The sequence below is a fragment of the Streptococcus sp. CCH8-H5 genome (genome assembly GCF_001556505.1).
Taxonomy (GTDB): domain Bacteria; phylum Bacillota; class Bacilli; order Lactobacillales; family Streptococcaceae; genus Streptococcus.
Genome location: NZ_LSIZ01000025.1, coordinates 55,902 through 78,398, shown reverse-complemented (window position 1 = coordinate 78,398; position 22,497 = coordinate 55,902). Strand labels below are relative to the sequence as shown.

21 protein-coding genes and 1 pseudogene are annotated in these 22,497 nt (G+C 40.8%); 11 read left to right on the top strand and 11 right to left on the bottom strand.

Translation table 11 applies throughout. The features are described 5' to 3' along the window. Positions 1-5: 5 nt before the first annotated feature. The 6 genes from glyA to add form a co-directional block, all read right to left on the bottom strand. The gene (glyA, locus tag AX663_RS01120) at positions 6-1,256 is read right to left on the bottom strand and encodes a serine hydroxymethyltransferase (protein WP_060972472.1); all 1,251 of its coding nucleotides are present in this window, start codon (positions 1,254-1,256) and stop codon (positions 6-8) included. A 93-nt stretch (positions 1,257-1,349) separates the two neighbouring features. Continuing rightward, positions 1,350-1,955 (bottom strand): L-threonylcarbamoyladenylate synthase, encoded by a 606-nt coding sequence (locus AX663_RS01115; RefSeq protein ID WP_060972471.1) that lies wholly within the window; start codon positions 1,953-1,955, stop codon positions 1,350-1,352. Further along, positions 1,942-2,775, bottom strand: coding sequence for a peptide chain release factor N(5)-glutamine methyltransferase (prmC, locus tag AX663_RS01110; RefSeq protein ID WP_060972470.1), 834 nt, complete (start codon positions 2,773-2,775; stop codon positions 1,942-1,944). The genes AX663_RS01115 and prmC overlap by 14 nt, the downstream gene beginning before the upstream one ends. Beyond that, entirely contained in the window at positions 2,772-3,851 is a 1,080-nt protein-coding gene (prfA, locus tag AX663_RS01105) for a peptide chain release factor 1 (RefSeq protein ID WP_060972469.1), read from the bottom strand. The genes prmC and prfA overlap by 4 nt, the downstream gene beginning before the upstream one ends. A 24-nt stretch (positions 3,852-3,875) precedes the next feature. After that, the gene (locus tag AX663_RS01100; protein WP_004182098.1) at positions 3,876-4,484 is read right to left on the bottom strand and encodes a thymidine kinase; all 609 of its coding nucleotides are present in this window, start codon (positions 4,482-4,484) and stop codon (positions 3,876-3,878) included. Between the two features lie 184 nt (positions 4,485-4,668). After that, complete coding sequence (gene add, locus AX663_RS01095) at positions 4,669-5,679, bottom strand: adenosine deaminase (protein WP_060972468.1); 1,011 nt, start codon at positions 5,677-5,679, stop codon at positions 4,669-4,671. 174 nt (positions 5,680-5,853) lie between these two features. Here add and yghU point away from each other — a divergent pair, with 174 nt between their 5' ends. From yghU to AX663_RS01075, 4 genes are all read left to right on the top strand, one after another. Next, entirely contained in the window at positions 5,854-6,642 is a 789-nt protein-coding gene (gene yghU / locus AX663_RS01090; RefSeq protein WP_060972467.1) for a glutathione-dependent disulfide-bond oxidoreductase, read from the top strand. Positions 6,643-6,722: 80 nt separating this feature from the next. Then, positions 6,723-7,667 carry a DHH family phosphoesterase gene (locus tag AX663_RS01085; protein ID WP_060972466.1) on the top strand — a complete coding sequence of 315 codons (945 nt, stop codon included), beginning with the start codon at positions 6,723-6,725 and terminating at the stop codon, positions 7,665-7,667. Continuing rightward, positions 7,654-8,586, top strand: a complete 933-nt coding sequence (locus tag AX663_RS01080; RefSeq protein ID WP_060972465.1) for an FAD:protein FMN transferase — start codon at positions 7,654-7,656, stop codon at positions 8,584-8,586. Before AX663_RS01085 ends, AX663_RS01080 begins: the two co-directional genes overlap by 14 nt. 104 nt (positions 8,587-8,690) lie before the next feature. Next, entirely contained in the window at positions 8,691-8,933 is a 243-nt protein-coding gene (locus AX663_RS01075) for a type B 50S ribosomal protein L31 (RefSeq protein WP_003093591.1), read from the top strand. A gap of 125 nt (positions 8,934-9,058) precedes the next feature. Here AX663_RS01075 and AX663_RS01070 read toward each other — a convergent pair. The 5 genes and pseudogenes from AX663_RS01070 to gyrA form a co-directional block, all read right to left on the bottom strand. Beyond that, positions 9,059-10,321, bottom strand: a pseudogene (locus tag AX663_RS01070) (NRAMP family divalent metal transporter). A gap of 139 nt (positions 10,322-10,460) precedes the next feature. After that, complete coding sequence (locus AX663_RS01065) at positions 10,461-11,429, bottom strand: DUF1002 domain-containing protein (protein WP_060972464.1); 969 nt, start codon at positions 11,427-11,429, stop codon at positions 10,461-10,463. A 114-nt stretch (positions 11,430-11,543) separates the two neighbouring features. Continuing rightward, entirely contained in the window at positions 11,544-11,945 is a 402-nt protein-coding gene (gloA2, locus tag AX663_RS01060; RefSeq protein ID WP_060972463.1) for an SMU1112c/YaeR family gloxylase I-like metalloprotein, read from the bottom strand. 36 nt (positions 11,946-11,981) lie between these two features. After that, positions 11,982-12,743: a class A sortase gene (locus tag AX663_RS01055; protein WP_060972462.1), complete on the bottom strand. Its 762-nt coding sequence runs from the start codon at positions 12,741-12,743 to the stop codon at positions 11,982-11,984. Beyond that, on the bottom strand, positions 12,743-15,211 hold the full coding sequence (gene gyrA / locus AX663_RS01050; protein WP_060972461.1) for a DNA gyrase subunit A: 2,469 nt from the start codon (positions 15,209-15,211) through the stop codon (positions 12,743-12,745). Before gyrA ends, AX663_RS01055 begins: the two co-directional genes overlap by 1 nt. Positions 15,212-15,431: 220 nt before the next feature. On the opposite strand from gyrA, the gene AX663_RS01045 reads away from it, so the two are divergent. The 7 genes from AX663_RS01045 to AX663_RS01015 all read left to right on the top strand — a co-directional run bounded on the left by AX663_RS01045 (position 15,432) and on the right by AX663_RS01015 (position 22,076). After that, positions 15,432-16,418 (top strand): L-lactate dehydrogenase, encoded by a 987-nt coding sequence (locus AX663_RS01045; protein WP_060972460.1) that lies wholly within the window; start codon positions 15,432-15,434, stop codon positions 16,416-16,418. Between the two features lie 131 nt (positions 16,419-16,549). Further along, positions 16,550-17,227, top strand: coding sequence for a helix-turn-helix domain-containing protein (locus AX663_RS01040; protein WP_049545350.1), 678 nt, complete (start codon positions 16,550-16,552; stop codon positions 17,225-17,227). Next, entirely contained in the window at positions 17,224-18,189 is a 966-nt protein-coding gene (locus AX663_RS01035) for an IS3 family transposase (RefSeq protein ID WP_048788265.1), read from the top strand. Before AX663_RS01040 ends, AX663_RS01035 begins: the two co-directional genes overlap by 4 nt. 149 nt (positions 18,190-18,338) lie before the next feature. Then, on the top strand, positions 18,339-19,109 hold the full coding sequence (locus tag AX663_RS01030) for a nucleoside phosphorylase (protein ID WP_060972459.1): 771 nt from the start codon (positions 18,339-18,341) through the stop codon (positions 19,107-19,109). A 90-nt stretch (positions 19,110-19,199) separates the two neighbouring features. After that, positions 19,200-19,883 carry a VIT1/CCC1 transporter family protein gene (locus AX663_RS01025; protein WP_014634083.1) on the top strand — a complete coding sequence of 228 codons (684 nt, stop codon included), beginning with the start codon at positions 19,200-19,202 and terminating at the stop codon, positions 19,881-19,883. A 79-nt stretch (positions 19,884-19,962) separates the two neighbouring features. Next, positions 19,963-20,682, top strand: coding sequence for a 16S rRNA pseudouridine(516) synthase (locus AX663_RS01020; protein WP_060972458.1), 720 nt, complete (start codon positions 19,963-19,965; stop codon positions 20,680-20,682). 248 nt (positions 20,683-20,930) lie between these two features. After that, on the top strand, positions 20,931-22,076 hold the full coding sequence (locus tag AX663_RS01015) for an amidohydrolase (protein ID WP_060972457.1): 1,146 nt from the start codon (positions 20,931-20,933) through the stop codon (positions 22,074-22,076). Positions 22,077-22,497 lie beyond the last annotated feature (421 nt).

The following is a 22,497-nucleotide window of genomic DNA, read 5'->3' as shown; positions in this document are numbered from 1 at the left end:
GTCTTTTAATAGAGTGGGAAGGCATCTGTAAGAGCTTTAACTTCTCCACGAATGCGTTCCAAAACTTCAGGTTTATCATGATTTTCCAAAGCTTGAACCATTAATTCAGCAATTTTACGGCTCTCAGCTTCACCCATACCACGACTCGTAATGGCTGGACTACCAACACGGATACCAGATGTCTTGAATGGAGACAACTGCTCGTAAGGGATACCATTCTTGTTCAAAGTAATATTAACTTCTTCAAGAACGTTTTGCGCAACCTTACCATTTTCGACAACTTTAGTAACATCAACCAAGAAAAGGTGATTGTTAGTACCGCCTGAAATAACGCGGAAATCTGGATGTTGATTGAAAACATCAGCCATAGCAGCTGCATTCTTGATAACATTTTCACCGTATTCCTTAAAGGCAGGGTCGAGTGCTTCTTTAAGAGCAACAGCCTTAGCAGCAATAACGTGTTCCAAAGGGCCACCTTGCAAACCAGGGAAGACTGCAGAATTCAATTTCTTAGCGATATCTTCATCATCAGTCAAAATCAAACCACCACGAGGACCACGAAGCGTCTTGTGGGTTGTTGTAGTTGTCACATGTGCATGAGGAACTGGACTTGGATGATGACCAGAGGCTACAAGACCTGCAATGTGAGCCATATCTACCATGAGGTAAGCACCTACAGCATCAGCAATTTCACGGAATTTAGCAAAATCAATGATACGAGAGTAAGCTGAAGCACCAGCCACGATGAGTTTTGGTTGCACTTCTTTAGCCTGCGCAAGAATGGCATCATAATCAAGGAGTTCAGTATCCTTATCAACATTGTAAGCCACAAAGTTATAGGTCTTGCCAGAGAAGCTAACTGGTGCACCATGTGTCAAGTGACCACCCGCTGACAAATCCATTCCCATAACCGTATCACCTGGTTGAATCAAAGACATATAAACCGCAGCATTGGCTTGGCTACCTGAGTGAGGTTGCACGTTGGCAAATTTTGCTCCAAAAAGTTCTTTGGCACGCTCAATAGCAAGAGACTCAACCACATCAATCACGTCTGTACCACCATAGTAACGTTTACCCGGATAGCCTTCTGCGTACTTGTTAGTCAAGAGAGTTCCTTGAGCGGCCATAACGGCTTTAGAAACAACGTTTTCAGAGGCAATTAATTCAATATTGTTTTGCTGACGTTCTGCCTCAGCATCGATGGCATTCCATAGTTCAGGGTCAAATGCTTTGTAATCTTCTTTATCAAAAATCATAGAGGTCTCCTTTGAGGTCTAAGGGGGTTTCAATCAACTCACCCACATATAGTTGGAAGTTATCTCACACTTCCATAGGTCTCTGTTAGTCATTTATTCTATGGTCAACTCTGGTAGAGCCGCCAATAGGTCTTCTTTTGTAATTTTCCCTTGTCTGAGAATCCTAGCAGGTGAAACAGACAAATCCAAAATCGTCGAATCTACACCTAACAAGGCATCATCATCTTGATAGCCAGTCACCTGAAAATCAAATTGTACTCTAATATCGTCGAAATAACGACCACTAGCCTTCCCAGACTTATTAGCAGATGGACCAATCAAAGGCCCTTCCGCTTGAATCAGCTCTCTAGTGACAGGATGGTCTGGCAAACGGAAGCCAACTGTCGCCAATCCTGAATTAATCCACTTAGGGACTTGATCATTAGCCTTTAAAATGATAGTCAAAGGTCCAGGCAAAAAAGCATCATACAATTGTTTCAAATACTTGGGTTGATCTTTTGAATAGGACAAGATATCTTCATAAGAAGCGACATTCAAATTCATGGCTTTATCTCTGGGACGATTTTTTAGCTCATAAACATGGTCAACAGCTTGCTCATCTAAAGCCTTAGCAAATAGACCATAAACAGTCTCTGTAGGAAGGACAACTGCTCCACCGTCAGCCAAGATTTCTCTTAACACTTTATTACTTTTCATCATCCATCACGACCATTCTATCTTGCCCAAATTGGTCCTTAAGAACACGCACACGCTTATCAGGAAAATGTAGAGACAAGAGTTTCTTCAAATCACGGCCCTGCTTATAGCCAATTTCAAAGTAGAGCTTTCCACTAGGAGTCAAATACTTATCTGCCTCCTCAATAATCTGTCTATAAATGGCAAGTCCCTCTTCATCAGCAAACAAGGCCATCTTTGGCTCGCTAGCCAAGACATTGATACCAACTTCGTTCTTATCATTTTCAGAAATATAGGGAGGATTTGACACAATGATATCAAAACTGCCAGAAATATTTTCGAAAACATCTGATTGAACAAAGCTGATGGCTACCTGATTTAGCTTAGCATTCTCCTGAGCAAGCTCTATCGCATCCACTGATAAGTCACTAGCTGTTACTTGCCAAAGGGGGCGACTCTTTTTCAGGGATACCGAAATAGCACCACTCCCAGTTCCGATATCAAGAACCTTAAGCTCTGTGCTTGGATTTTCCGCTAAAATCAAGTCCACTAGTTCTTCAGTTTCAGGACGTGGAATCAAGACACGTTCATCAACCTGAAAACGTAAACCATGAAAGTCTTCATAGCCCAAGATATACTGAGCAGGCTTGTGTTTCTTTAGTTGGCTAAATGCATGAGCTAATAGCTCAGCATCTTCCTCTGAAACTTCCTGACGCAATTGAAGAACAAAATGAGTCAAGTCCCACTGCTTCAAACCACGATAAACAAAGGAAAGGGCCTCTGGCTCTTCTCCAACTGCCTCAAGCTGCTTCTCATAGTCAGCCAGAACATCCGCTAGAATCATTTGTTAAGCTCTTCCAATTTTTGCGTTTGATCATAAAGAACCAAGGCATCCACAACTTCATCTAGTTTCCCAGCCAAAATCGTATCTAGTTTTTGAAGGGTCAAACCAATACGGTGATCCGTTACACGGTTTTGTGGGAAGTTGTAAGTACGGATACGCTCTGAACGATCTCCTGTACCAACAGTAGACTTACGCTCAGCATCTTGTTCATCTTGAGCGATTTGTGCAAAGTGGTCCGCAACACGCGCACGGATAATCTTCATGGCTTTATCACGGTTCTTCTGTTGTGTACGTTCTTCTTGCATCTCTACTTTGATTCCAGTAGGAATGTGAACCATACGAACCGCAGTCGCAACCTTATTGACGTTCTGACCACCAGCACCAGATGCGTGATAGATATCGACACGAAGGTCCTTAGGATCAATTTCGTACTCTACTTCTTCAACTTCTGGCATAACCAAAACAGTTGCTGTAGAGGTATGAACACGACCTTGGCTCTCAGTCACAGGCACACGTTGTACACGGTGTGCTCCTGATTCATATTTGAGTTTTGAGTAGACTGATTGTCCTGAAACCATGGCAACCACTTCTTTGATACCACCGACACCATTATAAGAAGCTTCCATGACCTCAAAGCGCCAACCTTGTGTTTCTGCGTATTTTTGGTACATAGCTAAAAGGTCACCTGCAAACAAGGCAGCTTCATCACCACCTGCGGCTCCACGGATTTCGAGGATGATATTCTTGTCATCATTAGGGTCTTTTGGCAAGAGAAGAATTTTCAAGCGTTCTTCGTACTCTTCTTTAGCGGCTTTGGATTCTTTGAGTTCTTCCTTAGCCATTTCTTCCAAGTCAGGATCACCACTTGCTTCCTTAATCATCTCTTCAGCGTCTGAGATACTTTGGATGACTTGCTTGTACTCACGGTATGCTGTCACAGTTTCACGAGTATTTGCCTCTTCACGCGACAACTCCATGAAGCGTTTAGTGTCTGAAACGACTTCAGGGTCACTAAGCAATTCACCCAATTCCTCATAACGGTCTTCAACCGCTTGTAACTGATCATAAATACTCATTTGTTATCTTTACTCCTTATATAACTAATAGTCGTTTTCAGCCTTATTCAAAGGGATTATGTTTTCTTGAGGTGGATTAAACCAGTGCTTTCGGCAAACGGAGATATAACTCTCGTGTCCTCCAATTTGAACTTGTGCTCCCTCATAAACTGGCTTACCATCTTCCATACGAAGAACCATGGTTGCCTTTCTCGAGCAATAATGACAAATAGTCTTGATTTCATCAATCTTATCAGACAAAAGCAAAAGATATTTAGAACCTTCAAAGAGATTGTTCTGAAAATCATTTTTGAGACCAAAAGCCATCACTGGGATATCTAACTCATCAACAATTCGTGCCAAATCATAGACATTCGCACGGGTCAAAAACTGAGCCTCATCAACTAAAACGCAGTAAGGTCGTGGATCCATATGAGCAATGTAACCAAAAATATCCGTATCATCACCAATAGGATAGGCCTTCCGTTTCATGCCAATACGACTAGAGATATAGCCGACCCCATCTCGATTATCCAAACGACTGGTCAACAATACTACTGGTTTCCCTTGTTCTTCGTAATTATAGGCAACCTTAAGAATTTCAATGGATTTCCCAGAATTCATGGTGCCGTAGCGAAAATAAAGTTGTGCCAAACCAGTCTCCTCTAAAATATGTATTGTACTTATTTTATCATAATTCCAAGCGTAAAAGGGAGGGAGACTGAACAATTTTTGAAAAAAGTTCGCCTCTCTCCCTTATTTTTATGCTAGGTTTGACTGGTATTCCAAATGGCTCAATCTTATCTTCCTGATAAAGTTTTACCAGTCTAAAAGTTTCTTATGAATAGGCTTTAGCCAATTTTTCAAGAAGTTCTGCTTTCTCCTCATCACTAGCAAATGACGCTTCGATTGCCGTCTTATTATGGGCATAGAAGTCTTGAACTGAGCTATCAAAATGCTTGTGATAGAGTTCGTACTCTTTGGTCAGGTTTGTATCAGAAACGGTACGATTGTCCGTATTAATAGTAATATTAGCACCTGCCGCTTTCATTTTTAGATAAGGAAAATCATCAACTGTAACGGCTGCCTTGGTCTGGAGATTACTTGTTAAACATAACTCTCCTGTGACACCATTTTTGACAAACTCTTCCAAAAGCTCAGGCTCTTGAGCCAAGATCGTTGCATGTCCATTACGCTTAATTCCCATGGCAATCGACTCAGCCAAAAAGGCGGGGCAGCCACACTCACCAGCATGGAAAGTCATCGGACGGTTGTAACTTTGGACTTGTTCAATTAGAGGTTTAATCGCTTTAGGTCCATAATGATGCTCATCTCCGGCAAAATCAAAACCAACAAAGTCACTATTTTCAACTTCATTTGCTTCATCAAGAATACGAGCCGTTAATTCTTGATCTGATTGGCGCATGCCACAAACTAGAGCCTTGGCTACAATACCAAATTCTTCTTGAGCTTGACGTAAGCCTTGACAAACAGCATCAATGGTTTCAGCGACAGTCAATCCCTTATCCATCGACAATTCTGGAGCAAAACGCACTTCAATATAGATAACATTTTCAAGAGCAGCCTGTTTAGCAACATCATAAGCCGCAATGGTCAAAGCTTCCTTTGTTTGAAGCAAAGGACGAATATAATCAAAAGCCTCAAGATAATCTAGGAGACTCTCACAGGTAGCCGGTGCTGTCACATGGTGTTTGAGCTCCGCATCGTCCTCAGGTAACTCAATCTGTGCCAAGTCAGCTAGGTGGCGAATGGTTTCCAATGATAGAGAACCATCCAAATGGCAGTGTAGTTCTGTTTTAGCCAACTTATGAAAATCAATAGCAGTCATTCTTTTCTTCCTCTCTAAACAATATGTTTTTTATCAGATAAAAAATAATTTTTACTATCTTATCATTCTTATGGAAAAAGTCAAGGTGTCGCGCCTAATAGGACGTAGTCGATTCTTGAAATGCCATTAGCATTTTGTTAGGATGTAACTATCAAGAATACAAGGAGAAACTTTATGTCTGACTATATTTTACCAGAAGTTTGGGAAAACCCAACCTCTATGGGAGGTGCCTGGGGTGGCCTCAATCAACCTACAGCTGGTGCACGTTTTGAACAAGCTTTACCTAAAGGTGACCAACCTTTCCAACTCTATACTCTTCCGACACCAAATGGTATCAAGGCAACTATCATGCTGGAAGAATTGAAAGAACTTGGTGTGACTCAAGCAGGTTATGATGCTTATCGTATTAAGATTGGCGATGGTGACCAATTTGGCTCAGACTTTGTTTCAATCAATCCAAACTCAAAGATTCCAGCCATGATGGATTACTCTGAAGACCAACCGGTTCGTGTCTTCGAATCAGCTAACATCCTCCTTTACTTGGCTGAAAAATTCGGCAAACTCATTCCAACTGATCACGCAAAACGTACGGAAGTTCTCAACTGGCTCTTTTGGCAAACAGGTGCTGCTCCTTTTCTAGGTGGTGGCTTTGGGCACTTCTTCCACTATGCACCTGAAAAAATCGAATATGCCATCAACCGTTTTGCCATGGAAGCCAAACGCCAACTTGACTTGCTTGATAAAGAATTAGCAACCAAACCTTATATTGCTGGTGATGAGTACACTATCGCTGATATCGCCATCTGGTCTTGGTATGGTCGTCTTGCTCAAGATAAGATTTGGGATAAGGCTGGTATTTTCCTTGATGTTAAAGAATACAAGCATCTTCAAGCTTGGACTGAAAAAATTGCCAACCGTCCAGCGGTTAAACGTGGACTTGAAGTTGACTATAAAGAGATCTAATTTTTATAACGGTTTGCCTAGGCCAACCGTTTTTCTATTGTTTCATGATATAATAGAAGCAAAATTATAAGGAGACATTCATGACTGTATTTCAAGCTATTTTAGAAAAAATCAAAGCCTACGACACTATTATTATTCACCGCCACCAAAGACCTGACCCTGATGCCATTGGTAGTCAGGTAGGACTGAAGGAAATTTTAAAAACAAACTTTCCAGATAAAAAGGTTCTTGCGGCAGGTGTCAATGAGCCTACCTTATCTTGGATTGCTGAGATGGATGAGGTAACTGACCAAGATTATGAAGGGGCGCTTGTTATTGTTACCGATACAGCCAACACCCCTCGTATCGACGACGACCGTTTTGATAAAGGTGACTTCCTTATCAAAATTGACCATCATCCTAATGATGATGCCTACGGTGATCTTCTACTTGTTGATACGACTGCTTCAAGTGCCAGCGAAATTGTGACTGACTGGGCCCTCAGCCTTGGACTTTCCTTGTCAGATGTTGCTGCTCGTGTTCTCTACAATGGTATTGTTGGCGATACAGGCCGCTTCCTATTTCCATCTACTACTCCTAAAACACTTCAAATCGCGGCTAAACTTCGTGAATACGACTTTGATTTTGCAGCAATGGCTCGTCGTATGGACAGTTTCCCTTTCAAAATTGCTAAACTACAAGGTTATGTTTTCGATAATCTAGAAGTTGATGAAAATGGTGCAGCTCGAGTTGTCTTGACACGAAAGATTTTGGATGAATTCAATGTCACTGATGCTGAAAGTTCTGCCATTGTTGGCACTCCAGGCCGTATTGATTGCGTCGAATCTTGGGCTATTTTCGTAGAGCAGCCTGAAGGGCATTACCGTGTCCGTCTGCGCAGTAAAAGTATTGTCATCAACGAGATTGCCAAACGTCATGATGGTGGCGGCCATCCACTTGCTAGTGGGGCCAATTCCTACAGCTTAGAAGAAAACGAACAAATCTATCAAGAAATCAAGGATACTGTTGCCCATGCAACTCACTAATCGTCGTGTACATCTCATGGGAACTGTGATTGACGTCTCTATCTATCATGAAGAACCAGAACCCCTGCTAGACCAAGTTGAAGCACTTCTACATACCTACAATAAGCGCTTCTCAGCCAATGACGACAGTTCCGAACTCATGAAAATTAACAAGGCAGCAGGCTTACATCCGGTGACAGTTCACCCAGAGCTTTTTGAACTTATTTCTCTTGGAAAATGGCATAGCTGCCAACCTGGAAGTCACCTTAATATTGCTATTGGGCCTCTCATTCAGACTTGGCGCATTGGTTTTTCTGATGCTAAGCTGCCTCTTCCTGAAGAAATTCGTCCACTCCTGGACATCATCAATCCCAATGCCATTCTTCTATCCGAGGAAAATCAAAGCGTTTTTCTCAAAGAAAAAGGGATGAAAATTGATCTTGGTGCCCTGGCAAAGGGATATATTGCAGATCGTATTGCAGATTTTCTTAAAACAGAAAAAGTGACCAGTGCCCTAATCAATCTTGGAGGTAATGTTCTAACCTTTGGACCAGCTCTCCATAATCCTGATAAAAAATGGCGGATTGGTATTCAAAATCCCAAGGAGACTAGAAACACAAATCTTATGGTGCTTGCTATAAGAGACCAATCTATTGTCACTTCAGGAATCTATGAACGCACTTTTGAAATAAATGGCAAAACCTATCATCATATTTTCGATAGTCAAACTGGCTACCCTGTCTCTAGTGATCTAGCTAGTCTTACCATCATTTCATCCCTCTCAGTCGATGGTGAAATTTGGACGACACGTTTATTTGGCTCAAGTCTAGAACGCATTTTCCAGGAAGTTAGTTCACAACCAAATCTTGAAGCTATCATCGTTGATAAAGATAATCGATGCTTTCAGACAAGTGGCATTTACAAAATGCGAATTTCCTAAAAAATAGTAAAAAAGACTTGTCAAGAAGACCACCTTTTGATAAACTAAAATAGTTAAAAAACTATGGTGCGGAAAGTACCATGGCAGAAAGGAAATATTTTAACATGAAAAAAGATATCCATCCAGATTACCGTCAAGTAGTATTCATGGACACAACTACTGGTTACCAATTCCTTAGCGGTTCAACTAAACACTCAAACGAAACAGTTGAATTCGAAGGTGAAACTTATCCACTTATCCGTGTAGAAATTTCATCAGATTCACACCCATTCTACACTGGCCGTCAAAAATTCACTCAAGCAGACGGACGCGTGGATCGTTTCAACAAAAAATACGGTCTCAAATAAGCAACATCTTGTTGTTAAGCCATTCCAATTGGAATGGTTTTTTTGTATTCTCTTGGCTATAATCTCTCCTCCCCCGCTCCTTTAAAATAAAAAAACAGCTTCCATATGGAAACCGTTTAATCCTATTAACCTGCTTTACCAATAGCCAAAGCCCAGATAAAGAAGAGGGCAAATCCGAATAAGAAAATCAAACCTGCAATAGCAAGTCCTTTCAACCAAGTTGGAAGGTCTCTCTTTGCTTTTGTAACAAGTACATAATTCAAAAGCGCAAAGAAAGGTGTTGTAAGGAATGAACCAATCATGGCAAAACGAAGCATTGTTGCTACTTGACCTTGGAAGAAGAAAATAATGATGAGACCAAGAATAGCTGTCAATGTCATCCAAACATTCAATGGTGTTTGATTTTTTTCCTTTTGGTTAAACAAAAGACGAAGAGAAATTTCGTTAACACGTGAATAACCATCGATAACAGTAATCACAGTACCAAAGATACATAAGAAAGCGATAAAGGTAATCAAATAGCGTGACCACTCACCAAGCACTGAGGCATACATACCAACAAACTGAGCAATATACTTAGCTGATGCTGCTTCTACTGGTTTACCAGTTGGATACTGGATAAGAGCACCGAGTGCTACAAAGAATACTGCAAGAATAGCTGTTCCGATGAAACCAACGTTAAAGTCAAAGAGGGCATCGTCAGTGTTAAAGTCAACAGTTTTCTTTTTCTCAGCTGACCAAAGTGAGTTAATGGCTGAAATTTCAATTGGAGCTGGCATCCATCCAAGAAGTGAAACGATAAATGGAAGGGCTGCTAACTGCCATGGTGTTTTTTCAACGAAGTCAGCACTTTACTCTGGGTGTTTGATTGCTGCAATAATAACTGCTGCTACTGTTGCGATAGTCAAGGCTGACATGATCCATTTAGCCATGCCATCAAGAAGTTTGTAACCACCAAAGAGTAACATACCCCAAATGATTGCAACCAAAATGATTGACCATGTTGTAATACTCAAACCAAGCATTGGAAAGACACTAGCAATGATAGCTGAACAAAGAATAGAAACACCTGCAGTATTAACCAAGGCTGAAAAGACATTCAAAATGAAGAATACCCAAAGATAGAACTTACCTTTCTCAGCATAACCTTCAACAAGGGTTTTACCCGTATCTGCGGTATACTCAGCACCAAAACGGAAGAATGGGTATTTAAAGAGGTTAGCTAGAATAACCAAGCCTAGCAAGGCCCTTCCATAAGAACCACCCGCTTGAGTTGATGAAACGATGTGGGAACCACCTACGGCCGCTGAAGCCATTAGGATACCAGGTCCCATTGCTTTTATTTTACTACGCCAGGTAGACTGACTAGATATACTTGTTTCTGACATAAGAGAATCTCCTAAAATAAATTTTCAGAATAATCTGAATTGATGTTTACCTTTTACACAATTGTTGGAATAATTTCAATAGAATTTCACATATTTTCTGAAAAATAGAAAAAAGCCATCCAAATGGATAGCTCTTTTACTATTTAGAAAGTCCTGTAAAGAAATCTACGATAGCTTGCCAGATTTGTGCAAAAATATTTTTGCTGTTCTCAACCGCTTTGTTGGCATTAAAGTTTAGGTTGATTCCAGAGAAAGTATTACCAGCTTTCGAAACGATAGAATCTTTAAGTGAACTCAAGGTTGACTTAAAGCTAGCACTATCAATGATTGAAGACTTAGATAAATTCATAGCAAAATTCACCAGAAGGTTAATTTGCGTATCAGAAAGATTCAAGTTGTAATTATTAATTGTTTGCTGAACAATCGTTTTAGCTTGGTCTTCAGTCAACTTATCCCCTTTATCAGCAACAGCTGACTTAATATCAGTCATAGCTACATTAAGCTTGTCTGCATCATAGTCAGTCTTACCTGAATTTTCCTCATTAATTTGAGAAAGGGTTTTGAGTTCCTCTTGCGCAAGCTCTTTGCTTTCATCTGAAACTTTAGCTCCATTTTGCTCAAGGGAATAGTAAATACCAGCCAAGGCACTTTCTCCAGTAACTGCGATTGGTGCTGCTACCGTAATCTTAGCATGTTCAATACCAAGTGTCGTGGCAGCATTACGGTACATATCTGGAGTGATTTTCGTGATATTTTGCGGTGTCACAATCTCTACACTCAAGGTTTCCTTAGCACCCAGCTTAGCAATCTTAACCGAAGAATATAGCTGAAGACTAGAATCGTCAGCCACATTCATGATATTAGCGTAAGCAGATGTCGTCAAGGTCTTGACATTAGTATCCTTACTACTATCATACCCTAATAAATTCAAGGTTTCATTTCGTTGCTCTTCCGACAATGAATACCCCATCACATAGTCTGGTTGAACATAAGATTCATCAATAACCTTTTGGACTTGTGATGATGTTGCTGCTTGAGCAACCGAAGTAAAGGCTGTTACTGAAGCCAACATAGCCATCCCAGTAACAAGAAGTTTTTTCAATTTCATGTGTGTTTCCTTTCGAAAATAGAATAGTATTCCATAATCTCCTAAAGGACGACTGACTCTAGGCTCAGCCGTTCACCTATTATACCATGACTTAAAAAATTAAGGTTAAAAAAACTACTCGTGCAACTCCAAAGGAAGACCATCTGGATCAGCAAAGAAAGTCATCTTTTCACCGGTAAAAGTGTCCTTGCGAATAGGTTGGCAGGAGATACCCTTTTGTTCTAACTCTTGGACGACCTCTTCAATATTAGTCACTCTGAAAGCTAAATGACGTAAGCCACATGCCTCAGGATAAGACGGACGTTTTGGGGGCTCCACATAGTTCGGATCACTGATCTTATTGCCGAAGATTTCAAGTTCTATACCTCCACAGCGTAGGTCTAACTTATAATCATGACGTTCCGGACGGTGATTTTCCCGAATAATCTCAAAACCAAGTTTATTGACATAAAAATCTCGAGACAAGTCATAATCAGAAACAATAATAGCAACATGGTGCACTGTATTTAAAAACATATTTTCCTCCATTGAAAAAGACCCGAAGGCCCTTTCTTAACTTTGAAATTGATTGTATGACTTATTAAAGGCTTCAATAATATCTGAACTTGCCTTGTCAAAATCTACCTGTGATTTCAATTCACCTTTGACGATTGTACGCTGAGTTGCTTCGGCATCCGTACAAGTTACAAGGGTAACTTCAGACTTGCCAGGTGTATCATCAACTACTGCTACTTCAGTTGGTTGAACAACCTTCACCTCACTAATAACATAAGTATAGACTTTATTTTTATCCGTAAGATAAATCTTCATACCTTCCTTAGCCTTATCTAGCGGTGAAAATAGCATATCAGATGCACCGGCAATACCAAAGACGTGGTGGCTAGCTAGTGAATAGTTGTTTTCACCACCCATGACTTGATCTTCTTTCATCGTTCCTGCACCGTAAGTCAACTCTGTATTGCCGAGTCCTTTGAAAATAGGGAGATTGATACCTACCTCTGGAATAGCAATACCACCAACGACAGGAAGCTCTTGAGCATCCATCTGTGCCTGCAAGACAGACTCTGTACTAATTGATTTAACGGTATCAAAGTCAAAGCTAGTCTTAGCTTCCTTGTTTTTCTCAATAGTCTTTTTAGAAACCTTGCTCACTTGATACTTATTTGTATTCCAAGCAATCACTGTGTTTCGAATAGACTTATTGAAAATCAAGGCTAAACCAACAACCAAGAGAACAATAATCAACACCCAGCGAAGAATATCAAGCCACTTACGGCGTTTTTTTGTTACGTTATTTTTCTTATCTTTGCTCATTAGTTGTCACCACTTTCTTGATCTTCGGAAGCTTGTTCAACTTCTTCTGGCTCAACTAAAGCAAAGGTAACAATACGAGCAGAGTCATCCAAACGCATGACCTTAACCCCTTGAGTGGCACGACCAGTTTGTGAAATATTAGCAACGGCAGTACGGATGATAACACCTGTATCGGTGATGACCATGATATCCTCATCACCAGACACTGTTACAATACCTGCTAGGTTACCATTCTTCTCTGTGATATTGGCAGTCTTGATACCTTTACCACCACGACCCTTCGTTGGGTATTCAGTAGCTGAGGTACGCTTACCGTAACCCTTTTCAGTGATAATCAAGACTTCTTGGTCTTCTGTAATGGCAGCTGCACCAACAACTTGGTCACCATCACGAAGAGTTACCCCTTTAACACCGGCAGCCATACGACTCATGCTTCGAATAGTGTCCTCTTTGAAGCGTACACTGTAACCAAATTTAGTACCAATGACAATTTCTTCATTACCAGTAGTCAAGAAGACATTGATTAGCTCATCACCTTCTCTAAGTTTCAAGGCAATCAACCCATTTTGACGAATGTTCTTAAATTCCGTTTCTTTTGTACGTTTAACTAGACCTTGGCGAGTTACAAAGACAAGGTGATTATTTTCAGAAGCTTGATCACTCTTGGCATTAATGACTGTTTGAATAGTCTCACCTTCGTCCAACTTCAAGAGATTGACGATAGGTAAGCCTTTGGCTGTACGACCGTATTCTGGGATTTCATACCCCTTAAGACGGTATACACGCCCCTTATTAGTCATGAAGTAAAGGTGATCATGGGTGCTTGTTGAGACAATATCACGAACAAAGTCATCATCGTTAACACCAGTACCTTGGACACCGCGACCACCACGTTTTTGTGAACGGAACTCGTCTTGGGCTAAACGTTTAATATACCCTTTATTTGAGAGAGTGATAACAACATCTTCTTCCTCGATGAGGTCCTCATCTTCAAGAGAAATGACCTCTCCAACCATAAGCTCTGTGCGGCGAGCATCTGCAAATTTACGCTTGCTTTCGTCCAATTCTTCCTTGATGATAGCAATGACACGTTCTGGTTTTGCCAAAATATCAGCTAAATCAGCAATCAGAGCCAAGAGATCATTGTACTCATTTTGAATCTTATCACGTTCCAAACCTGTCAAACGACGCAAACGCATATCAAGAATAGCTTGACTTTGACGTTCCGTGAGTTCGAAGCGAGCCATCAACTCAGCTTGAGCCTCAGCATCAGTTTGACTGTTACGGATAATCGTAATCACTTCATCCAAATGATCAAGGGCAATCAACAAACCTTCTAAAATATGGGCACGTGCCTCAGCCTTATCCTTGTCAAACTGTGTACGACGAACCACAACTTCTTGTTGGTGAGCAATATAGTCAGCCAAGATTTGACGCAAAGAAAGGATTTTAGGAACACCCTTTTCAATGGCCAACATGTTGAAGCTGAAGTTAGTCTGAAGTTGCGTTAATTTGAACAAATTGTTCAAGATAACATTGGCAGAAGCATCACGACGCACTTCGATGACAAAGCGTACGCCTTCACGAGAAGACTCGTCACGGACTGCTGTAATCCCCTCAATACGCTTTTCTTGAGCTAAACGAACGATATGTTCATGAACCTTGGTCTTATTGACCATGTAAGGAAACTCAGTGACAACAATACGCTCACGACCTGATTTAGTTGTTTCAATTTCAGTACGCGAACGAAGAACAATAGAACCCTTACCAGTTTCATATGCACGGTGAATACCAGATTTCCCCATGACCAAGCCACCAGTTGGAAAGTCTGGACCAGGAAGAACTTCCATCAGTTCACGTGTTGTGACTTCAGGATTATCCATCATCAATTTGACAGCATCAATCGTTTCAGCCAAATTGTGTGGTGGGATGTTAGTCGCCATACCAACGGCAATCCCTGTCGCACCATTGACAAGAAGGTTTGGAATACGTGACGGAAGAACGATTGGCTCACGTTCTGATCCATCATAGTTATCTTGAAAATCAACGGTATTCTTATTGAGATCACGAAGCATTTCCAAGGCGATTTTAGACATACGCGCCTCAGTATAACGCTGAGCGGCAGCCCCATCACCATCCATAGAACCAAAGTTCCCGTGACCGTCAACCAACATGTAACGGTAGCTCCACCATTGCGCCATACGAACCATGGCTTCATAGATAGATGAGTCTCCGTGTGGGTGATATTTACCCATGACATCCCCGGTAATACGGGCAGATTTTTTATGTGGCTTATCAGGTGTCACCCCAAGCTCATTCATTCCATATAGAATACGACGTTGTACAGGTTTTAAACCGTCACGAACATCTGGGAGAGCACGAGACACGATAACACTCATGGCATAATCGATAAAGCTTGTCTTCATCTCAGACGTCAAATTAACGTCAATTAAATTATTATCTTGCACTCTAAAAATGCCTCTTTTCTTTCATTCAAATCATTCCAAACTCTAATAAAAGAGTATAGAAAATTTCTATAATATTATACCATAAAACGCTTTACTTTTCAGTTGTGTAAACGCTTTCATCTATTATTTCCTTATTATTTCGTGACATCCATCACTTAAAGTGGTAGAATAAGCAGTGTACGGGGTAACCCAATTAAAAAATAAGGAGATGTTTAGACCCATGACTGCAACTAAACAACACAAAAAAGTCATCCTCGTTGGTGACGGTGCCGTAGGTTCATCTTACGCTTTCGCACTTGTAAACCAAGGTATCGCTCAAGAACTTGGTATCATCGAAATTCCACAATTGTTCGAAAAAGCTGTTGGTGATGCGCTTGACCTTAGCCACGCGCTTGCTTTCACTTCACCTAAAAAAATCTACGCAGCTAAATACGAAGACTGTGCGGATGCTGACCTTGTAGTTATCACTGCTGGTGCTCCACAAAAACCAGGTGAAACTCGTCTTGATCTTGTTGGTAAAAACCTTGCTATCAACAAATCTATCGTTACTCAAGTTGTTGAATCAGGCTTCAATGGAATCTTCCTTGTAGCAGCTAACCCAGTTGACGTATTGACTTACTCAACATGGAAATTCTCAGGATTCCCTAAAGAACGCGTTATCGGTTCAGGTACTTCACTTGACTCAGCTCGTTTCCGTCAAGCACTTGCTGAAAAACTTGGCGTTGATGCTCGTTCAGTTCACGCCTACATCATGGGTGAACACGGTGACTCAGAATTTGCCGTTTGGTCACACGCTAACATCGCCGGTGTAAACCTTGAAGAATTCCTTAAAGACACTCAAAACGTTCAAGAATCTGAATTGGTTGAATTGTTCGAAGGTGTTCGTGATGCCGCTTACACAATCATCAACAAAAAAGGTGCTACTTACTATGGTATCGCTGTTGCCCTTGCTCGTATCACTAAAGCTATTCTTGACGATGAAAATGCAGTACTTCCATTGTCTGTATTCCAAGAAGGTCAATATGGTGTAAGCAACGTCTTTATCGGTCAACCTGCTATCGTAGGTGCACACGGTATCGTACGTCCAGTTAACATCCCATTGAACGATGCTGAACAACAAAAAATGAAAGCTTCTGCTGACGAATTGCAAGCTATCATTGATGAAGCATGGAAAAACCCTGATTTCCAAGAAGCTTCAAAAAACTAATCTAACATTAGTTAAATAAAAGTCTCCAGTAGGAGGCTTTTTTCGTATTAGTCAAAACCACTCGTGAGAATGATATGATACCTCTTAAGTAGACAAGGTAAATACCTAAAATCTACTTAAGAGGTATTTTTATGTCTAGAAGAGAAAGGTTCACCCCATACGAGAAAGAACAAGCTTGTCTCGATTATATTAATGGTAATCGTTCCAAATCTGAGATATGTAACTGTCTCCATATTTCCACAAGGACGATTCAAGATTGGGCTGCCATCTATAAAAAATATGGGATTTTAGGATTCACAAAGAAAACAAAAAACCGTTCCTATTCAAAAGAATTTAAAATGGAACTTGTAGAAAAATGTATTAGTGGTGAGGCTTCATCTATTGATTTAGGTCATCAGTATGATATTTCTTCAGGACTTTTAAGAAAGTGGATTAGGATGTATAATGCCAATATAGAACTTAAGGATTACAATCCAAAACGGGAGGTCTATATGGCAAAAACAAGACGTAAAACCACTATTGATGAACGCAAAGAGATTGTCAACTATTGTATTGAACACAATCGCAATTATAAGGAAACGGCGTCACTTTATGATGTTTCTTATAGCCAAGTGTATTCGTGGGTGAAAAAGTATGATAGTGATGGTGAAGAAGGTTTAGTTGACAAAAGGGGTCATCACAAACTAGATGATGAGGTTGATGAATTAGAACGTTTACGAAGAGAAAATGTGCGCTTAAAACGTCAGTTAGAAGAAAAGGATATGGCTGTTGAACTCTTAAAAAAAGTGAAAGAATTCGGAAGGATGTGAGGCTAGGCAAACAGCGCCACGAATCAAAATACTTAGCGATCGAAGACTTCAACACCAATAAAGGGTGGAGCATTAGCTGGATGTGTCATCAGCTCGGCATTACGAGGTCTGCATTTTATAAATGGAAACATAGAATAGTTCCAGAACAAGAACAATTAAACAGCGAAATTGCGGAATTAATTAAAGAATATGACGAACGTTTCTCGCATATCTTGGGATATCGAAGAATGACAGAATGGATCAATCATTTCAATCATACGAATTACTCGAGAAAGAGAATTCACCGAATTATGAAAATACTCGATATTCACGCCATTATCCGTAAGAAAAAGAAAAAATACAAGACTGCTAAGCCTGAAGAGACTGTAGAAAATAAGTTAGCAAGAAACTTCTATACAACTGCTCCGAACAAAAAATGGGTAACAGATGTTACAGAGTTTAAGATTCCTAACTCTCATAAGAAACTCTATCTTAGTGCCATACTTGATTTATATGACCGTTATCCTATTGCTTTTGTCATAAGTGGTCGAAATGACAATCGGCTAGTCTTCAAAACATTTAACAAAGCTATTGAAAAAAATCCCACAGCTAAGCCTATATTTCACAGCGATAGAGGGTTTCAATATACCAATAAGAACTTTCAAAAAAAGCTGAAAGATACTGATATGGTTCAATCCATGTCAAGAGTAGGCCATTGTATTGATAACGGACCAATAGAAGGTTTTTGGGGAATTATAAAATCGGAAATGTATCAGATGTATGAGATTTCAGATGAGGCCTCCCTCCGATATGCCATCAAAGACTATATCCGATTTTACTGTCAAGAGCGTCCACAAAGTAGGTATGACTGTAAAACGCCTCTAGAAGTAAGAAACGTTGCCTTATCATCAGAACATCCTTTGTCATACCCAATCGCTAAGAATAACAAAATTGAAAAGTACAAGTCTAAGTGGTCTGCATAAAAAAACAGCCGTACATTTATTTTGTACGACTGACCTTCAAAAACAGACACTTTTTAGATATTTAACCTGTCTACTTGACAGGGGGCATATCATTCTCACGGGTGGTTTTGACTGTGTTATAATGGGTCCTAAAACTAAGGAGGTCATGTATGCTACTAACTGAATTTGATGATAATAGACAAGCGATTATCAATCCACAAGACTTACACGAACCAATTGAAGGATTTCCCAAAGTTGTCATCTCTTGCTTTTCAAGAGTAACTTTTGCTCGCTTCCTTGAGAATTATGACCATGAGGTCATTGCAAGAACCTCTATGGCTAATTTTGAAGTCGTGGTCTATGGGATTACGATTGGAGACCAACAGATTGCTGTCTTTAATGCACCAGTTGGGGCTGCTTCCTGTGTGGGGATTATAGAGGATTTGATTCAATTTGGGATGGAAAAACTAGTGCTCTTTGGGACTTGTGGGGTTTTGGACCAAGATATTGAGGCGACCTCCATCATCATTCCAACAGCAGCTCTTCGAGACGAAGGGACCAGCTACCACTATCTTCCGGCTAGTGATGAAGTGGAAGTAAATAAGGAAAGCCTTCCTCTCTTCCAATCTTTTCTGGATAGTCACAAGGTTTCCTATCAGAAAGGAAAAGTGTGGACGACAGATGCTCCCTATCGGGAAACCATCGGCAAGATGAAGCGTCGAAAGGAAGCCGGAGCTATCTGCGTCGATATGGAGTGCTCTGCCGTGGCGGCATTAGCAGCTTTTCGGGACTTTGAGCTCTGCCATTTCTTCTACGCGGCAGACCACCTCTCTGAAGAAAAATGGGATATCCGAAACTTATCTAGTCATGAGGATTTAGATGAAAAAGATAAGGTAGCTTTATTAGCTTTGGAGTTTGTGTGTGACTGGAGTGAACCTTAAACATTTTACTTTTTAGTTTTATTATTTGTAATCATTCTAAATAACTGTTATAATATTTTTTAGAATGATTCTAAATAAGGAGTAAATAAATTGGAAGATAAGAATTTTGCAGAGCGTTTAAATATTTTGAGAGCTGGTGTTTTAGGTGCCAATGATGGAATCATTTCCATTGCGGGAGTGGTTATCGGTGTGGCTAGTGCGACATCAAACATCTGGTTTATTTTGATTTCTGCCTTGTCAGCGATTTTTGCCGGTGCCTTTTCGATGGCCGGTGGCGAATATGTCAGTGTCTCAACGCAAAAAGATACCGAAGAAGCTGCCATCGCTAAGGAACAAGCTCTCCTGGATCGCTCACCTGAAGCAGCTAGAGAGAGTTTGTACCAAACCTTCCTCAGTCAGGGGGATTGCGAAACAGCAGCCGAAGTCAAGGTCAATCAAGCCTTCAGTAAAAATCCTATTAAGGTCTTGGTTGAGGAAAAATATGGGGTGGATTTGGATGAAATTACGAATCCATGGCATGCTGCTGTATCTAGTTTTCTGGCTTTTTCAGTTGGTTCCTTGCCACCAGCACTAGCTATTATGCTGTTCCCAGAGCCTTACCGTATTCCTGTAACAGTGGTCGTGGTTGCCCTTACCTTGCTCTTGACTGGTTATATCAGTGCCAAGCTTGGAAAAGCACCTGTTAAACAAGCGATGTTGCGTAATTTGACAGTAGGACTCTTGACCATGCTTGTGACCTTCTTGGTCGGTCATGTTTTCCATGTGAATGTGTAATTGTTAGTAGTATAAGTCTACCTTTTAGGTAGGCTTTTTTAGTCTGCTAGACCAAGCTTATCCGTGGTACAATAGGGTTATGCGTTTAGATAAATTATTAGGGCAGGCGGGCTATGGTTCTCGCAATCAAGTTAAGAAGCTTATTCGTAGCCGTCAGGTATATGTGGATGGCATCTTGGCTGAACAAGATAATCTTAATGTGGATGCTAGTCTTCAAACTATTACGGTTTCTGGTAAGGAACTGGAGCATGCGCCAGAAGTCTACTACCTTATGAATAAGCCGTCAGGGGTGGTGTCAGCTCGAAAGGACAAGGAACACCAAACAGTCATTGATTTGATTAAGCCTGAAGATCAGCGAGAGGGGCTTTATCCTGTTGGGCGATTGGATAGAGATACGGAAGGATTGGTGCTGATTACTAACAATGGTCCCTTGGGATTTGCCCTGCTTCACCCACGTTATCATGTGGCTAAGACTTATTATGTCGAGGTCAATGATGTTCTTGGGCCTGATGCACCTGCATTTTTTAAGTCTGGTGTTGTTTTTGAAGATGGTACTATTTGTCAATCAGCTCAGCTGGAAGTTTTAAGTTCTGCAAGTGACAAGAGCTGTGCTAGAATTACGATTTCAGAAGGTAAGTTTCATCAGGTGAAAAAGATGTTCTTGGCTTATGGCGTCAAGGTGACCTATCTTAAGCGTATTTCTTTTGGAGCATTTAAGCTTGATGAAGGGATGGCAGTTGGCTCCTACCGAACGTTGACCGAAGCGGAAAAAGCAATCTTACGTACTTATCTTGGCTAGCAGCCCTATGTGGCTTAAAGTGCGATAGGAACTTTCAATCTCCTGATAGGTCTATCCTATCAGGAGGCTTAATACTGTAAGGCCCATAACGACGGTCTTTTCTAGGGGTATAAGTGAAACTTATGGCATTCCATAAGTTTTTTTAATTTCTCAAGCCTTGTTTCTGGTGGTATGATGGTATCAATTCGATTGAGAACTGAAGTAAGTCAGGAGCAATGACCAAGTCTAATCAGAGAGGGAGGTTCATTATGACAGAAGCATTTTACGATCATTTAGCAAAGACACGTCATCAGATTCACCAACATCCAGAGGTTTCTGAGGAGGAGCACGAGACGACAGTCTTTTTGAAAGGTTATTTGAAAAATCTAGGTATTGAGCCTTTAAATTATCCCTTGAAGACGGGACTCGTCGCTGAGATTGGGTCAGGTCATCCGATTATTGCTTTGCGTGCTGATATTGATGCCCTACCGATTAAGGAAAAGACAGGACTTCCTTATGCCAGCAACAATGGGGCCATGCATGCCTGTGGTCATGACTTTCACCAGACCTCTCTACTTGGAGCTGCTCAGCTTTTAAAAGAGAGAGAAGCAGAGCTTAAGGGGACTGTTCGCTTGATTTTCCAACCGGCCGAGGAAAATTTCCAAGGGGCCTATCAGGTCATTGAAGCGGGTGGTCTTGACGGTGTGTCAGCTATCATCGGTTATCACAATAATCCTCACTTGAAACCGGGTCAGATTGGTCTTCGTTCAGGTGCCATCATGGCCGGAGTGGAGCAGTTTAGGGTTGATGTTAAGGGTGTTTCTTCCCATGCGGCCCGTCCTGATTTGGGTGTGGATACGGTCTTGGTCACTACGACCATCATCAACAATTTACAGCAGATTGTGGCTCGTACAGTATCGCCCTTTGAATCAGCTGTATTGTCAGTTACTCATATCGAAGTTGGAAATACTTGGAATGTTCTTCCAGCAGCGGGCTTTTTCGAAGGAACGATTCGTACCTTTGAGCCTAAGGTTCGTGAAGATGTCATTGCCCGCTTTGAAAAAGTTGTTCAGACGACAGCGAATCAGTTTGGTGCTCAAGTTGACATTACTTGGGGTAATTCACCTTACGTGACCTACAATGACCAGACACTCACACCACTCATCTTTGAAAATTCTAAGGCCTTTGCAGAAGTGATTGAAACGCTGCCATCAACAGGGGGCGAAGACTTTGCGGCCTATCAAAAGGAAATACCAGGAGTCTTTGCCTTTGTTGGCTCAAATGGTGAAGAAAATGCACCAGACTGGCACCATGATGATTTCCTTGTGAAAGATGAGGCCTTGCCAGTAGCTGTGAATTACTATGTGGAAAACGCCCTTTTCCTACTTGACTATTTTAAGGAGAAAGGCAAATGACCATTCCCTTAATCGGTATTACCAGTAATGAAAAGCTTGTTAGAGAGTTGAGAGCTTCACTGACGCCCCATTTATAGGTGTTCAGTGGCATCCTGAGTTTCTCTTGGAACATAAGCTCTTAAAAGACCAAGGACTCTTTGATTATTTTGTTAAGAGTTTTAAATAAAGCTTAAGGACTTTAAATTGGTACTACTTTTGATATTGAAAAGGAGGACGTGCCTAAGGAAAAATATTCTTTTGATCATTTAGTTTACACTTAAGAACCCAGCCGATTGGTTGGGTTCTTTTGTCGTATTTTAGAAGCAAGATTTCAGGACTTAGAAAGGGAGGGAAGATTTTTCACTTGCTATTTTTGAGTTTTTTAGATAAAATGAAAGCGTTATCATTTCAAAAATAGATAGGGAGTGGTCAAGTCATCTTT